A 14,348-nucleotide genomic window follows, 5' to 3' on the forward strand; every position below is an offset into this window, starting at 1 on the left:
CAGCAGCGCCGATTCCTGTCCGACCAGCTCGCCGAGATCACGCGGGCCGGCGCCGGCTGCCAACCGCTGCCGCACCCGGTCGACCAGGTCGCCGCTCATGTCGCGGCCACCGTCTCAGCCGCCCCGGCGGCTGGCGGATCGAATGCCGCCTCCGAAGCCGGCCCGGCGACCACGGCTGCCTGGCTCAGCACCGCCTCGGCCACCCGCCTGGCGCTCCGCCTGATCCGACGCGGGTTCAGCCCTCCTGGCTGCCGGCTGGCCCGATCGTGCCCAAGCTCTCCGAGCACCGGCAGTCCGAGCAACTCGCCGATCCGGCCAGCCGGCAGCGTGGGCGCGGACCCCCGGATCACCAGCGCGGTCCGCTCGCGCTCCAGGTCCGCGGCGATGGCTGCGGCGGCGGTGACCGCACGCACCTGGGCCGGTGTGATCAGGATCGTCAGATCGCAGCAGCTCAACGCCGCCGCCCGGATCGGCGAGGGCCACCTGGCGATGTCGAGGACGACCGGGCCGGCCACGGCCGCCGCGGCGGTGATCGGACCCAGCGCGGCCGGGTCCAGCGCGGCCGGGGCGTCAACAGCGAGCACTGACACCTGGTGCCAGCTGGGCAGGCAGTCGCGCAGCACCGCCGGGTCCAGCCGGCCGCCGCGCAGCCGAACCTGGCTCCACCGGGAGCCGGCCGCGCGCTCGCAGCCCAGCAGCACGTCGACACCGCCGCCGACCGGGTCGCAGTCGATCAGGAAGGCCTGGCCGGACTGGGCCGCCGCGCAGCCGGCGAGCACGGCTGCGAACACACTGGCGCCCGCTCCGCCGCAGCCGGCGAGCACGCCGATGATCGGTTGCGCTGTCATGACCACCACCCTGGCCTCGGGCGCTGACGCCAGCGGTCACCCGGTCAAAGATGTGGACGCCGCCTCCGGCTGTGGACAGCGACCGGGTGCCCGAGCGGACCGGCAGCGCGCCGCGCGGGCCCGTCCTGGTTATCCTCGCGGGATGGCTAGCTCAGCGGCGTTCTTCGATCTGGACAAGACGATCATCGCCAAGTCCAGCACGCTGGCGTTCGGCAGGTCCTTCTACCAGGGCGGGCTGATCAACCGCCGAGCGGTTCTGCGCAGCGCCTTCGCCCAGTTCGTCTTCGCCCTGTCCGGCGCTGACGAGGACCAGATGGACCGGATGCGCAAGTACCTGACGGCCATGTGCACCGGCTGGGACGTCCAGCAGATCCGCGACATCGTCAACGAGACGCTGCACGAGATCATCGACCCGCTGGTCTACAACGAGGCCGTCGAGCTGATCCTCGAGCACAAGGCGGCCGGCCGTGACGTGGTGATCATCTCCTCCTCCGGCGACGAGGTGGTGCGCCCGATCGGCGAGATGGTCGGCGCCGATCACGTCATCGCGACCCGGATGGTGGTCCACGAGGGCCGCTACACCGGCGAGATCGAGTACTACGCCTACGGCCCGAACAAGGCCGACGGGCTGCGTGAGCTGGCCGCCGAGCGAGGCTATGACCTGGCCGACAGCTACGCCTACTCCGACTCGATCACCGATGTCCCGATGCTGGAGGCGGTCGGTCATCCCTACGTGGTGAACCCGGACAAGGCGCTACGCAGAGTGGCAGCCGACAACCACTGGCCGGCGCTGGCCTTCACCAACGCGGTGCCGCTGCGCGAGCGGCTCTCCGGCCTCAAGGCGCCGCAGCCGGCTACCAGCGCCGTGATGGCCGCGAGCGCGGCCGGCCTGGCGGCATTGTTGTGGTATGGGCACGCGCGCAAGTCCCAGCGCGGCTGACACGGCGCCGATGTCAGCGGATTCCTTGCAATGTAAGGGGTTTCTGGAGTAGGAATGCTCTTACGGAGTCCTTGAGTGGCTATGGCGGTCCGCCCCCACCAGTCGTGGATTCCGCCAGTGGGCAACCGGGTACCCACGCGGGCGACTAAGCCACGCTAAGGGCTGTCGACGCGGACCGTGATCGGCTCGCGCCTGAGTCCAGGTGCACGCTTGGTAACCTGATTGACCGCAGAGGGCGCCGTGCTCAGCACGGCGCCCTCGCCATGTCACCACAGCCCATCCAGCCCAGCCCATCCAGCCCAAGGCCACGGCGGCGGGCCTCTGAGCAGTCAGCTCGGCCACCGGAAGTCCGGCAGCGGCTCGGGCAGTCGCGGCGCCGGCCAGGACGGCTCGGGACGGAAATCGCACCACGCGCCGTCGAAGGGAAAGCGGGCGGCTTCGATGTCGGCGATCACCCGCCGGCCTTCGGCGCGGATCTCGTCACTGCCGCGCGAGTCCCAGTAGCCGGGCAGGCCGGTGACGGCGACCAGCTCAGCCTCGTCCTTCCACTGCCAGCTCCGGTCCGGGGCGACCGTGATGTCCAGCTCGTGGTCCTGCACGTCGACCCCGAACAACCCGTCGTGCAGCCAGAACCGCGAGCGCGCCTCGAGGTTGACGTACCAGCCGCTGAAGTCCGCGCCGTCGAAGAACCACCACACCGAGTGCGCGCGGCCGGCCGGCATCAAGATCAGCGCCGAGCGTCCCTGCCAGCCGCCGGTCCGCAGCTCAGCGGCGCCGAAGTCGGCGATCGGGGCGGCGCGCACCGGCGATCCGTCGGGCCGCTGCCGGTAGCCGAAGCCGGCGCCCACCGGAAGCCAGCCCAGCACGCCCTCCGGGTCAGCCGAGACCACCCGGCAGGCCTGCAGCCAGGATGTGCTCGTGCCTCGGCGGTACCTGCGCAGCAACGGCCGGCCGGCGGCGATCACACCGGGTTCGACCGGCTCAACCACGCTGGATCGCCTCGCAGATGGCCAGCGACTCCCGGGCGCCGAGCTGGATCGCCCGGCTGCAGTGCTCGATCCAGCCCACCACCCCGGCCGGCTCACCGCCGCGGTAGCCGGCCAGCGCTGCCTGCTCCTGCTCGGCCAGCTCCAGGTGCCCGACTTCCAGCGCGACCAGCGACTTGGGATCCAGCCCGCGCTCGATCAACGTCAGCCGGGCCGCCGCGCGAGCCACCACCGACGAGGCCGGCGCGAAGGCGTCCAGGCTCAGCACCTCGCCCTGCACGATCGCCGCGATCACCACAGCCGGCGCCTTGGTCTGCGCCAGCACCTCGGCCAGGGTGTCGAGCCGGTGCGCCACCTCCCGGTCCGGACGGGGACGGCCGAGCTTCTCAGCCGGCAGCAGGTCGGTCGCTGCCAGCGCGTGCAGCCGGGCCAGCACCTGCCGTTGCGCGCTCGTCCAGGGCCCGGACAGCAGGGCCAGCTCGGTGGAGACCCGCAACGCCCCTTGCACGATCGGGTCGTCGGCCTGCCCGTTGCGCACCTCCTCCAGGCTGGCCGCCGAACCGGCCAGCGCTGCCGAAGCCCACGCTCCGCGCAGCAGCGACTCCGCCGAGACGTCGGCCGAACGCCGGCGCAGCACGCGGTGCCCGAGCAGCTTGTCGACCGCCTGCCTGCTCACGGCCACGGAGTCGGCGATGCCGGGCATTTCCAGCAGCGGGGCCAGCGGATCGGTTTGCACGCAGCCACACGCTAGCCAACGCTGCGCCGTCGCCGGCGCCCGGCGCCCGAAACAACACCCCCAGCCAGGGTCGAAGCAGCTGGGTCGGGGACTGGGCCGAGGTCAGCCCTCAAGCGCGACAAGCGCCTCTCGCAGCGAGTGGTGCGCGGCGGCGCTTTCGGTGGCAAGCGCCGGGCTAAGGCCTGCCACCAGCTGCAGGACGGCAGCGCGCCCGTTCCACGCGCAGGCCGTCAACGCCTCGTACGCGGCCTCAGCCGGGCAGCCTGCGATCTCGGCGACGATCGCGACCGAGCGCTTGCGCAACTTCGCGTTGGCGGCAACCACGTCGATCATCAGGTCGCCGTGCACCCGGCCCGCCCGCGCCATGGCGCTGGTCGTCAACGCGTTCAGCACGATCTTCTGCGCGGTGCCGGCGGTGAGCCGGGTCGAGCCGCGCAGCACCTCCTCACCCGTCGGCACCTCGATGGCGACGTTGGCCAGCGCGGCCAGCGGTGACCCTGCGGCGGCAACGACCGCGATCACCGTCGCACCGGCCGCGCGAGCGGTCTCGGCGGCGGCCACGGCGTAGGGCGTGCGGCCGCTCGCCGCGACCGCCACGACCACATCCCCGGCGCTCAGGCCCTCGGCGGCCACCGCACGGGCGCCGGCCTCCACGTCGTCCTCGTCGTAGTCAGTTCCCGCCAGGCTGTGGTCACCGCCCGCCATGATCCCGACGCACCGCTGGGGCGCCAGGCCGAAGGTTCCGGGAAGCTCCGCCGCCTCACAGACAGCGAGCCGCCCGGACGTACCCGCCCCGATCAGCACCACTCGGCCACCGTCGCGGATGCAGTCGCCGAGCAGCACGGCGCCCTCGGCGATCGTCGTGGCACTCGCGCGTACCGCCGGCACGACACGCTCCTCGGCGCACAACAACAGTTCGACGACCGCTTCGGTGTCGAGCAGGTCGAGCCGCGGGGCATCGGTATTCGGCCCGGTATCCATTCTCTCCATCACCATGTCTGGGTCACCTTCGACAATCCGCGCGGTCGGTCCGGATCGCCACCGCGGTCCAACGCCAGCCGCCAGGCCAGTTGCTGCAGCGGCAGGATTTCCAGTATCGGATGCAGTTCCTCGGCGACGCCGGCCGACGCCACCGGCAGGCCGCCGGACTCGGCGCCGACGCGGAGGATGTCGGCATCGGCGGCTTCCAACCGTGCCAGCACCTGTCGCATCGCCGCGCCCCCGACCCCGGGCGTGACTATCGCGATCACCGGCAGTTCCGGACCGATCATCGCGAACGGGCCGTGCAATAGATCAGCACCGGAGAACGCCTGCGCCGACAGGTAGGAGGTTTCCATCACCTTCAGCGCCGCCTCGCGCGCGGTTGGATAGGAGAATCCGCGCGCGATCGTGACCAGCCGCTGAACCGAGCGATAGCGTTCGGCCGCCGCGTATGCAAGCGGCGCACCGGCAAGCGTGCGGTCGGCCGCCTCGGGCACCGCGGCCGCGTCACCTCCGCACAGCAGCAGGTACAACGCCAACAATTCGGCGGTATAGGTCTTGGTAGCGGCGACGGCCAGTTCGCGGCCGGCCCGGATGTCAACGTGGTGCGCGGCTGCCGCTACCAGGGCCGACGACAGGTTGTTGGTGACAGCCACCGTCATGGCGCCGCAGGAGCGCGCGGCTTCCACCGATCCGACCAGGTCCGGCGAACCACCGGACTGGCTGATTGCGAGGAACAGCACGTTGGACAGGTCCGGCCGGGAGCCATACAGGGTCAGCGTCGAGGGCGACACCAGGCCGGCCGGCAACTGCAACCGCACCTCGACGAGGTACTTCGCATACAGCGCGGCGTGATCGCTGGTCCCGCGGGCGGCGATCAGGACGAACCGCGGCCCGAACGCCGCGATCCGTGTTCCTAACGCCGCAATCCCGGCGGCCCCTTCGGACAGCAGCCCGGCCAGCACGGCGGGCTGCTCAGCGATCTCGGCCGCCATCAACTGGCCTGGGGGCGGTGCGACCTGCGTCGTCAAAGCTGACCTCCGGTTGGCTGGTTCGCGTCACCGCCGGGCCACCAAGCGCGGTCGGTCCTAGTGGTTCGCGAGACGTCCGATGAATGAGCGGACGCCCAACCTGCCCCCATTCACCATGCAATGGACTAGACCACTGTGATCCTGCATGCTTCACTTGAGCATGTCAACGAAGTAGACCGAGCACTGACATCGCGCCAGCGACAAGAACATCGAGAAGCAATCGGGGAGATCCGGTGAGCAGCGCCGCCGTCCAAGCCACACGGGAACCGAAGTACTACACAGTCAAGCGGCACCTCATGCAGAACATCGAATCTCTGGAACCCGGCAGCGCGGTGCCGACCGAACGGGTGCTCGCCGCCGATCTCAACACCTCGCGCACCACGGTGCGTCAAGCCCTGGTCGAGCTGGTGGCCGAAGGCCGTCTGGTCCGGCGGCAGGGCTCGGGTACCTATGTCGCCGAACCGAAGATGACCTGGCCGCTGCACCTGACCAGCTTCACCGAACAGGCCGCCGCCAACGGGTTCACCGCCTCGACCCAGCTGCTGGCGGCCGAACGCATCAAGGCGGACCAGATCGTCGCGGCACGCCTGGGCATTGAGGTGGGTGAGCCGGTCTGCCGAATCGAGCGGCTGCGGCTGGCCGATGACCGTCCGATGGCTGTCGAGACATCGCACCTGTCGGCCACCCGCTTTCCGAGGCTGACCCGGCACATGAAGAAGGAGCAGTCGCTGTACGCGGTGCTCGACCGGGTGTACAGCGTGGTACCGGTCAGCGCCGAGGAATCGATCGCCACGGCACCGGCCTCGACCCGTGAGGCCCGGCTGCTCAACACCGATGCCGGCGCACCGATGCTGGTGCTCGGGCGGCACAGCCTCGACGAGTCCGGGCAGCCGGTGGAGTGGGTGACGAGCTGGTATCGGGGTGATCGGGTCACGTTCGTGGCTCGACTAAGTTCCCCGCGCCGATGACAGTTCTGAGCAATGCGCGGATAGTGACGCCGGGCGGCGTCCTGGCATGCGGCTACCTGGTGATCGGGCACGGCACGATCACCGCCGTCGGCACCGGCGACCCTCCGGCTCCGGCGCTGGACCTGGCCGGCGCCTGGTTGTTGCCCGGCTTCATCGACCTGCACATGCACGGCGGGGGTGGGCACTCCGTTGCCGCGTCCGCCGACGACATGGCGGCGGCGCTTGCCTTCCACCGCCGGCATGGCACCACCCGCAGCCTCATCTCCCTGGTGTCCGCGCCGCTGGACGCGCTCGCCCGGCAGCTCCGCTGGGTCGCCGACCTCGTCGCCGCCGGGCCTTCGGGCGCCATCGGCGCCGTCGGCGCGCACCTCGAGGGGCCGTTCCTGTCGCAGGCACGCTGTGGCGCCCAGAATCCCGCACACCTGTTGCTGCCCGACCGCAGCGCGTTCGCCCGCCTGGTCGAGTCGGCGGCCGACTCGCTGCGCAGCGTCACCATCGCACCCGAGCTGCCGGGCGCGCTCGCCCTCATCTCCGACGTGCGCGCCGCCGGAGCGGTTGCCGCCATCGGACACAGCGACGCCGTCTACACAGAGGCCAGGGCGGCCATTGATGCCGGCGCGGCGCTTGCCACCCATCTGTTCAACGGCATGCGGCCGATGCACCATCGGGAGCCGGGGATCATCGGCGCCGCGCTCGACTCCGGCCTGGCCTGCGAGGTGATCAACGACGGCATCCACGTCCATCCCGCGATCACAGCGCTGGTCGCCCGCAGCCCCGAGAGCCTGGTGCTGGTCACCGACGCCATCGACGCGACCGGCGTCGGCGATGGCGAGTTCGAGCTGGGCGGCCAGCAGGTTCGGGTTCAGGACGGGCAGGCCCGACTGGCGGGCAGCGCAACGCTGGCGGGCTCGACCCTGACGATGGACGACGCGCTACGCCGGGCCGTCATCGACTGCGGCCTGTCGATCGAGATCGCGGCGGCGGCTGCCGCCACCAACCCGGCACGGGTACTGGGTCTGGACAACCTGTGCGGCTCGATCGCCGTCGGGCTCGACGCCGATCTGGTCGTGCTCGACGACGACCTGCGAGTCGTGCGGGTGATGGCCGGCGGCCAATGGTGTGGCGTTGAAGCGCCTCAGTTCAACGGCATGGCGACCTCGGCGCCGACCACGAACTGAACTCGGCGAACCCGACCGCCTGCCAGGCGAGGATGGCTGCTCCCAGTTGCCCGGCGCGCGACCCGAGTGCCGACACCGACACCGACGGCGGCTCGCGCCAGGTCAGCCGCTCGGTGAGGGCGGCGCGGACCGGAACCAGCAGCCGATCGCCGGCTTCGGCAAGACCGCCGCCCAGCACGATCGAACCCGGATCGAGCAGCAACGTGTAGGTCGCCAGTGCCACCCCCAGGGCGTCGGTGGCCTCTGCCCAGATCTGCCTCGCAGTGGCATCGGTCGCCTCCCGAGCCGCGATCTCACGCGCATCGAGGGCGCCGGCATCCCCGCCCAAGGCCCGGTAGCGGCGAGCGATGGCGGCCGCCGAAGCGTAGGTCTCCAGGCAACCCCGCTGACCGCAGGCGCACGGTTCACCGTTGGGGTACACCGGGATGTGGCCGATCTCGCCTGCCAGGTCGGTCGCCCCACGCAGCGTTACCCCGGCGGACCGGATGACGCCGGCGATGCCGGTGCCGATCACGACGACCAGGCAATCGGTGACCCCGTGGGCAGCGCCGAGGGCGGCCTCGGCCAGTCCCGCCGCCCGCACGTCGTGCTCGATGGTGACGGGGATGCCGAGGTCGGCAGCGAGAAGATCACGCAGCGGGACGTCGCGCCAGCCGAGGTTGGCCGAGTAGCGCGCGATCCCGGTGGCGACCTCGACCGATCCTGGGATCACCACCCCGGCGGCCACCACCCCCGGCCGGACAAGCTCGCTGGTGGCAGCCCGCACCGCCTCGACCACCGATGCCGGCCCGTTCGCCGGCGACGTCGGGCGCTGCGCCTGATCCAGGACGGCGCCGGCCTGGTCGATCACTGCCGCCTTGATAGTGGTGCCGCCGACGTCGACGGCGAGTACGGCCGGCAGCGCCGTCACGGGTTCGGCAGGACGATCGAGCGGGTGAGGTCGCGGGGCTTGTCCGGGTCCAGCCCCTTGGGCTCGGCGGCGGTGGTGACCACCGTCGAACGCTGCGATTCCGGCAAACCGGCGATCTCGACGGAAACGAACGACATGCGGGTGGGATCCTCTCCGCCCGCGACCCGGATGGCCGTGGTCACTTGATCGATCCTGCGGTCAACCCGCCGACGACCTTTCCTTCGATGAGCGCGAACAGAATGATGACCGGAATGGTGGCGATCACCGACCCGGCGAACAGGTGCCCCCAGTCGATCGAGTACTGCCCGATGTAGTTGTTGATCTCGACGGTGATCGGGCGCTGGCCCTCGGGAGCCCCGAGGGTGAGGGTGAGCCCGACCAACAACTCGTTCCAGGCGCCGATGAAGGTGAAGATCAGCGCGGTCACCATGCCCGGAACTGCCAGCGGCAACGTGACCCGCCGCAGCGCCCCGAGCCGGGTGGCGCCGTCGACCATGGCCGCCTCTTCCAGCTCTGCCGGGATCGATGAGAAGTAGGCGTTGAGGATCCAGACCGCAAAGGCGAGGTTGAAGCCGGCATTGACCAGGATCAGCGAAAGGATCGGGCTCGGCAGGTTGAAGCTGATGAACTCACGCTCGACACCGACCAGCATCGCGGCCGGCTGGAACATCTGGGTGGCCAGTACCAGCACCAGAAACAGCGTCCGACCGCGGAACCGGCGGCGAGCGGTGTAGTACGCCGCGGGCATCGCGACGATCAACACCAGTACCGTCGCGCCGCCGGCGATCTTCAAGCTCGAACCGAGGTTGCTCCCGAAGCCGGTCTTCCAGATCGAGGTGAAGTTCGACAGGTCGTAGTGCTTGGGCAGGTAGCCACGAGCCAGCAGTTCCTCCGGCGGCCGCAGCGCCGAGATCACCATCTCGGCATACGGCAGGACAAAGATCAACGCAACGGCGTACGCGGCGAGTGAGAGCAGGATCCGGCTTGGACCCCGGCCGGCTCGGCGGCGCGATTTTCCAGCGGTGCGGGCCTGTTCCGGCGCGGCCTGCGCCGCGGCGACGACGGTCATCTCACTTCACCTGATCTTTCCAGCGGGTTGCCCTGAGGAAGAGCAGGACAAGCAGAACGACAAGGCCGAAGTTGAGCACCGACATGACGGCCGACTCACCGATGTAGCTCTGCTTGAGCAGGAACATGAAGGTGGTCGTCGTACTGGTCTGGTAGCCCGGTCCACCGCGGGTCATCTCCCAGATGATCGGGAACGAGTTGAACACGTTGATGATGTTGATGAGCGCCGCGACCAGAAAGGCCGGTCGCAGCAGCGGGAGCGTGATCGACAGGTATGAACGCCAGCGCGACGCCCCGTCCACCCGGGCTGCTTCGTAGACGTCTTCAGGCAGCGACTGCAGGCCCGCGAGAAGTGCGTAGGTGGAGAACGGCACCGAAACGAACACCGCCACCACCATCATCCAGACGAAGGCGGCGACCGGGCGACCGAGCCAGTCGGACTGGTTGGAATTGAACGACTCCAGCAGGCCGAGGTCCTGCAAGAAGACGTTGACAACACCGTTATTGGCGTCCAACGCCCAGCGGAACACGAGCGCGGTCATCATGACCGACGCTGCCCACGGGGCGATCAGCGCCCAGCGGGCCACCCGCCTGCCCGGAAAGCGCTCGTTGAACAGCTGCGCGAGCACGAGCGAGATCATCATCGTCACGGTGACCACGGCGACCACCCACACACCGGTCCGGATCAGCACGCCGCCCAGGTCTGGCTCGTCGAACAGGTCCGCGTAGTTCTCTCCGCCGGCCGAGCCGAGAATGAAACCGTCGGGGCTGATGTGCTGGAACGAGGTCCGAAACATCACCACGACCGGCCACAGCACCACGACTGCGATCAGGCATATCGCCGGGCCGATCCAGACAAGCGGGGCCGCCGCCCGGGCCAGCCGACGTAGCGGCTTGCCGTTCCTAGCGGGCCCAGGCCGGTCGGCGCTCACCACGCTCTGTGCTGCCATGTCTCGGCTCACTCCCCGCGATCACATCCGGCGCGGCAGCAGCGATGCATGCCGCGCCGGAACGGCATCTGATCAGCTGCCCTTTCGGGCTGTCTGCTGAATCCTGCTGAGAACCTTCTTCGGGTCACCAGTGACCGCGGTGCCGATCGTGTGCTGGATCTGGGTCTTGACGTTGGCCCAACTGGGGCTGTTCGGGTACTGCACCGCATTCGGAAGCGCCTTGAGGAACGGTCCGAAGGTCGGGTCGGATGCTAGGGCCTTGGACGCCGAGGAGGTCGCAGGCAGCAGGTGATACTCCTTGTCGAACTGCAACTGGTACTTGTCCTGGTAGGCGAAATCCAGGAAGCTCTTGATCGCAGCCTGCTTGGACGTGCCGCCGTTCTTGAACGCCGCGACGAAGTCGCAGACCCCGAGAGTGCTCTTCAGCGGCCCGCTCTGACCGGCGATCGGCGCCGAGCCCCAGTCCGAGTCGGCGAGCACCTTGCCCTGGCGGATGATCGGGATGAGCGCCGGCGAGCCGTTGATCATGCCGATCTGGCCCTGGGCGAACTGCTTCCACAGGTCGGTGCGGTTCTTGGTCCCCGGGTTCGGCTCGGTGTCGCCGGCGCTGACGAGGTCCTTGAGGAACTGGAAGGACGCCACGTTCTGCTCGCTGTCGATCGTCCAGCTTCCACTGCTGTCCTGGTAGTTGCCGCCGTTGCCGAGCATCCAGAGCAGCGATTCCGCCTGTGCCTCCTCAGAACCGAGGGGCAGGCCGAAGCCGATCTTGCCGAGTGCCTTGATCTTTGCGGCGTCTTCCTTGAGCTCGTCCCAAGTCTGCGGCGGCCCGCTGATGCCGGCTTGCGCGAAGAGCTTCTTGTTGTAGAACAGCGCGCGAGAACTGGTCGTGAACGGCAGGCCGTACTGTTCGCCCTGGTAGCTGCCCAGCTTCGAGAACGCCGGCAGCAGGTTGCTCGTCTGGCTCATCACCTCGGTTGCCTTGTAGAGCAGACCCTCCTGCGCATAGTTGGCGAAGTAGTCACCCTCGGTGATGTCCGGGTACTGCTTGTTCTGGACCATCGTCTGGACCTGGTTGTCGAAGTCGTTCCAGTTGATCACCTGAACCTTGACGGTGATGGTCGGATTCGCGGTGTGGAAGGCGTCGGCGATGTCCTGCCAGTACTTCTTACTCGAGTTATCCGGACCCGTTCCGTAGTCGGCCGCGACCAACTTCAACGTGGTGCTGCCGTCGCTGCTCCCGCTGCTATTCGAGCTACCGCAGGCGCCGAGTGCAAGCACCGCGGCAGCCGAGAGTGCCACGACCGCGGCTGGGCCTCGTCTCATATCCAACCCCTTCGTTCTCACAGTTTCATGCGGTACGCGCAAGGGGGGCGAATGGCCGCCAATAAGTTATTCGCCTAGGTTAGGCATATCGCCCCTTGCGGCACCTTCTCCCGATTCACGAACGCTACGCGATCAAGCAGCAGTGGTCTAGACCAGCTGACAGACTTGTCTGGACCAGTTGCGCTGCTGGCCTGGCAGCCGTCATGCGCGACACCCACCCGGCGCCCGGCGCCGTAGTGCTGGATCAGCGGTCCGGTAGCGGCGCCCGCAGGATCGAAAACCGCCTCCCGCCTTCTGCAGATCGGCGCCGGACGATAACGTCGGCATCAGACATCGGCACTGAAGACAAGCCGGAGGGAGCCAGATGAGCGAGTCGAATGAAGGCCTGTCCAACCTGCTGCACGAGGAGCGCCGGTTCCCGCCGTCGGAGGAGTTCGCGGCCGCGGCGAACTACTCGGCCCAGGCTTACGAGCAGGCGGCGACTGACCGGCTGAAGTTCTGGGAGTCCCAGGCCCGCCGGCTGGACTGGGAAACGGAGTGGAGCCAGGTCCTGGACTGGTCAGGCGCCCCGTTCGCGAAGTGGTTCGTCGGCGGCCGGCTCAACGCCGCGGTCAACTGCGTGGACCGCCATGTCAGCGCCGGCCGGGGCGAGAAGGTCGCCTTGCACTTCGAGGGTGAGCCGGGTGACACCCGGACGGTCAGCTACGCCGAGCTGCAGAAGCTGGTGTGCCAGGCCGCGAACGCGCTGACCGAACTGGGGATCGGCAAGGGCGACCGGGTCGCGATCTACCTGCCGATGATCGTCGAGGCGGTGGTGTCGATGCTGGCCTGCGCCCGGATCGGCGCCATCCACTCGGTGATCTTCGGCGGCTTCTCCGCCCAGGCCATCTATGACCGGGTGCTCGACGCCGACGCCGCGCTGGTGATCACCGCCGACGGCGGCTACCGCCGGGGCTCGGTCTTCGCGCTCAAGCCGGTGGTGGACGAGGCGCTGGCCAAGTTCTCCGGCGACAGCTCACCGGTCCGGCACGTGCTGGTCGTCAAGCGCGGCGGCAACGAGGTCCAGCTGACCGAGGGCCGCGACCTGTGGTGGGAGGATGCGGTGGCCGGTCAACCTGAGTGGCACGAGCCGGAGTCCTTCGACGCCGAGACGCCGCTGTTCATCCTCTACACCTCGGGGACCACCGGTAAGCCGAAGGGAATCCTGCACACCACCGGCGGCTACCTGACCCAGGCGGCCTACACCCACCACGCCGCCTTCGACCTGCACGCCGACTCCGACGTCTACTGGTGCACCGCCGACATCGGCTGGGTCACCGGGCACTCCTACATCGTCTACGGCCCGCTGGCCAACGGCGCCACTCAGGTGATCTACGAGGGCACGCCGGACACCCCGCACAAAGGCCGGTTCTGGGAGATCGCCGAGAAGTACGGGGTGACGATCCTGTACACCGCTCCCACCGCGATCCGGACGTTCATGAAGTGGGGCGAGGAGTTCCCGGACAAGTTCGACCTGTCCTCGCTGCGGGTGCTGGGCTCGGTGGGCGAGCCGATCAATCCCGAGGCCTGGATGTGGTACCGGCGGGTGATCGGCGGCGACCGGGCGCCCGTCGTGGACACCTGGTGGCAGACCGAGACCGGCGCGATCATGATCAGCCCGCTGCCGGGGGTGACCGCGGCCAAGCCCGGCTCGGCGATGCGGGCGCTGCCGGGCATCGAGGCCGACGTGGTCGATGACCAGGGCCAGCCGGTGCCCAACGGCGGTGGCGGGCTGCTGGTGCTGACCCAACCCTGGCCGGGCATGCTGCGCGGCATCTGGGGCGACGAGCAGCGCTATCGCGAGACCTACTGGTCGCGCTTCGCCGAGCAGGGCTACTACTTCGCCGGCGACGGCGCCAAGAAGGACTCCGACGGCGACCTGTGGCTGTTGGGCCGCGTCGATGACGTGATGAACGTGGCCGGGCACCGGATCTCCACCACCGAGGTCGAGTCGGCGCTGGTGTCACATCCCTCGGTCGCCGAGGCCGCGGTGGTCGGCGCCACCGACCCGACCACCGGCCAGGCGATCGTCGCGTTCGTGATCCTGCGCGGGTCGGCCGCCGACGGCGGCGCCGAGATGGTCACCGAGCTGCGCAATCACGTCGCCAAGGAGATCGGCGCGATCGCCAAGCCCCGGCAGATCATGGTGGTGGCCGAGCTGCCCAAGACCCGGTCCGGCAAGATCATGCGCCGGCTGCTGCGCGACGTCGCCGAACACCGATCGATCGGCGACGTCACCACGTTGGCCGACTCGACGGTGATGGATCTGATCTCCGAAGGGCTGGCCGCGAAGGGCGACAAGGCCGCCGAGGACTGAGCGCCCTGCCGGTGGACCGACTTTTGAGTGCGCGTCTCCGACCGACTCGACAGGTCGTCGCCGGAGCGCCACA

Annotated in this window: 14 protein-coding genes; 4 read left to right on the forward strand and 10 right to left on the reverse strand. The window is 69.2% G+C overall.

The window, feature by feature from the left end:
- Positions 1-95 precede the first annotated feature (95 nt).
- Positions 96-848, reverse strand: coding sequence for a septum site-determining protein Ssd (gene ssd, locus VGB75_01655; protein ID HEY0165723.1), 753 nt, complete (start codon positions 846-848; stop codon positions 96-98).
- Between the two features lie 142 nt (positions 849-990).
- On the opposite strand from ssd, the gene VGB75_01660 reads away from it, so the two are divergent.
- Positions 991-1,788: an HAD family hydrolase gene (locus tag VGB75_01660; protein ID HEY0165724.1), complete on the forward strand. Its 798-nt coding sequence runs from the start codon at positions 991-993 to the stop codon at positions 1,786-1,788.
- 329 nt (positions 1,789-2,117) lie between these two features.
- Here the strand turns inward: VGB75_01660 and VGB75_01665 are convergent, their stop codons facing one another.
- From VGB75_01665 to VGB75_01680, 4 genes are all read right to left on the reverse strand, one after another.
- The gene (locus tag VGB75_01665; GenBank protein HEY0165725.1) at positions 2,118-2,777 is read right to left on the reverse strand and encodes a DUF402 domain-containing protein; all 660 of its coding nucleotides are present in this window, start codon (positions 2,775-2,777) and stop codon (positions 2,118-2,120) included.
- Complete coding sequence (locus VGB75_01670) at positions 2,770-3,510, reverse strand: oxidoreductase (GenBank protein ID HEY0165726.1); 741 nt, start codon at positions 3,508-3,510, stop codon at positions 2,770-2,772. The genes VGB75_01665 and VGB75_01670 overlap by 8 nt, the downstream gene beginning before the upstream one ends.
- 102 nt (positions 3,511-3,612) lie before the next feature.
- Positions 3,613-4,500: an N-acetylmuramic acid 6-phosphate etherase gene (locus tag VGB75_01675; protein ID HEY0165727.1), complete on the reverse strand. Its 888-nt coding sequence runs from the start codon at positions 4,498-4,500 to the stop codon at positions 3,613-3,615.
- Positions 4,500-5,486: an SIS domain-containing protein gene (locus VGB75_01680; protein ID HEY0165728.1), complete on the reverse strand. Its 987-nt coding sequence runs from the start codon at positions 5,484-5,486 to the stop codon at positions 4,500-4,502. The genes VGB75_01675 and VGB75_01680 overlap by 1 nt, the downstream gene beginning before the upstream one ends.
- A 269-nt stretch (positions 5,487-5,755) precedes the next feature.
- Here VGB75_01680 and VGB75_01685 point away from each other — a divergent pair, with 269 nt between their 5' ends.
- Both VGB75_01685 and nagA read left to right on the forward strand, forming a co-directional pair.
- On the forward strand, positions 5,756-6,490 hold the full coding sequence (locus VGB75_01685) for a GntR family transcriptional regulator (protein HEY0165729.1): 735 nt from the start codon (positions 5,756-5,758) through the stop codon (positions 6,488-6,490).
- The gene (gene nagA, locus VGB75_01690; protein ID HEY0165730.1) at positions 6,487-7,668 is read left to right on the forward strand and encodes an N-acetylglucosamine-6-phosphate deacetylase; all 1,182 of its coding nucleotides are present in this window, start codon (positions 6,487-6,489) and stop codon (positions 7,666-7,668) included. Before VGB75_01685 ends, nagA begins: the two co-directional genes overlap by 4 nt.
- On the opposite strand, the gene VGB75_01695 is transcribed toward nagA, so the two are convergent.
- From VGB75_01695 to VGB75_01715, 5 genes are all read right to left on the reverse strand, one after another.
- Positions 7,631-8,578 carry an ROK family protein gene (locus VGB75_01695; protein ID HEY0165731.1) on the reverse strand — a complete coding sequence of 316 codons (948 nt, stop codon included), beginning with the start codon at positions 8,576-8,578 and terminating at the stop codon, positions 7,631-7,633. The genes nagA and VGB75_01695 overlap by 38 nt on opposite strands.
- Positions 8,575-8,760 (reverse strand): hypothetical protein, encoded by a 186-nt coding sequence (locus VGB75_01700; protein HEY0165732.1) that lies wholly within the window; start codon positions 8,758-8,760, stop codon positions 8,575-8,577. Before VGB75_01700 ends, VGB75_01695 begins: the two co-directional genes overlap by 4 nt.
- Positions 8,757-9,647 (reverse strand): carbohydrate ABC transporter permease, encoded by an 891-nt coding sequence (locus tag VGB75_01705; GenBank protein ID HEY0165733.1) that lies wholly within the window; start codon positions 9,645-9,647, stop codon positions 8,757-8,759. Before VGB75_01705 ends, VGB75_01700 begins: the two co-directional genes overlap by 4 nt.
- Before the next feature lies 1 nt (position 9,648).
- On the reverse strand, positions 9,649-10,596 hold the full coding sequence (locus tag VGB75_01710; protein HEY0165734.1) for a sugar ABC transporter permease: 948 nt from the start codon (positions 10,594-10,596) through the stop codon (positions 9,649-9,651).
- A gap of 72 nt (positions 10,597-10,668) precedes the next feature.
- A complete protein-coding gene (locus tag VGB75_01715; protein ID HEY0165735.1) occupies positions 10,669-11,919 on the reverse strand; it encodes an extracellular solute-binding protein in 1,251 nt (416 codons plus the stop codon).
- A gap of 364 nt (positions 11,920-12,283) precedes the next feature.
- On the opposite strand from VGB75_01715, the gene acs reads away from it, so the two are divergent.
- Positions 12,284-14,275, forward strand: a complete 1,992-nt coding sequence (gene acs / locus VGB75_01720) for an acetate--CoA ligase (protein HEY0165736.1) — start codon at positions 12,284-12,286, stop codon at positions 14,273-14,275.
- Positions 14,276-14,348 lie beyond the last annotated feature (73 nt).

The sequence above is a fragment of the Jatrophihabitans sp. genome (assembly GCA_036399055.1).
Lineage (GTDB): Bacteria > Actinomycetota > Actinomycetes > Mycobacteriales > Jatrophihabitantaceae > Jatrophihabitans_A.

Bases quoted from the DNA above. Each gene is read 5' to 3' on its own strand.
- ssd (HEY0165723.1), bottom strand. From the start codon at position 848: ATGACAGCGCAACCGATCATCGGCGTGCTCGCCGGCTGCGGCGGAGCG.
- VGB75_01660 (HEY0165724.1), top strand. From the start codon at position 991: ATGGCTAGCTCAGCGGCGTTCTTCGATCTGGACAAGACGATCATCGCC.
- VGB75_01675 (HEY0165727.1), bottom strand. From the start codon at position 4,500: ATGGAGAGAATGGATACCGGGCCGAATACCGATGCCCCGCGGCTCGAC.
- VGB75_01680 (HEY0165728.1), bottom strand. From the start codon at position 5,486: ATGGCGGCCGAGATCGCTGAGCAGCCCGCCGTGCTGGCCGGGCTGCTG.
- nagA (HEY0165730.1), top strand. From the start codon at position 6,487: ATGACAGTTCTGAGCAATGCGCGGATAGTGACGCCGGGCGGCGTCCTG.
- VGB75_01705 (HEY0165733.1), bottom strand. From the start codon at position 9,647: ATGACCGTCGTCGCCGCGGCGCAGGCCGCGCCGGAACAGGCCCGCACC.
- VGB75_01710 (HEY0165734.1), bottom strand. From the start codon at position 10,596: ATGGCAGCACAGAGCGTGGTGAGCGCCGACCGGCCTGGGCCCGCTAGG.
- VGB75_01715 (HEY0165735.1), bottom strand. From the start codon at position 11,919: ATGAGACGAGGCCCAGCCGCGGTCGTGGCACTCTCGGCTGCCGCGGTG.
- acs (HEY0165736.1), top strand. From the start codon at position 12,284: ATGAGCGAGTCGAATGAAGGCCTGTCCAACCTGCTGCACGAGGAGCGC.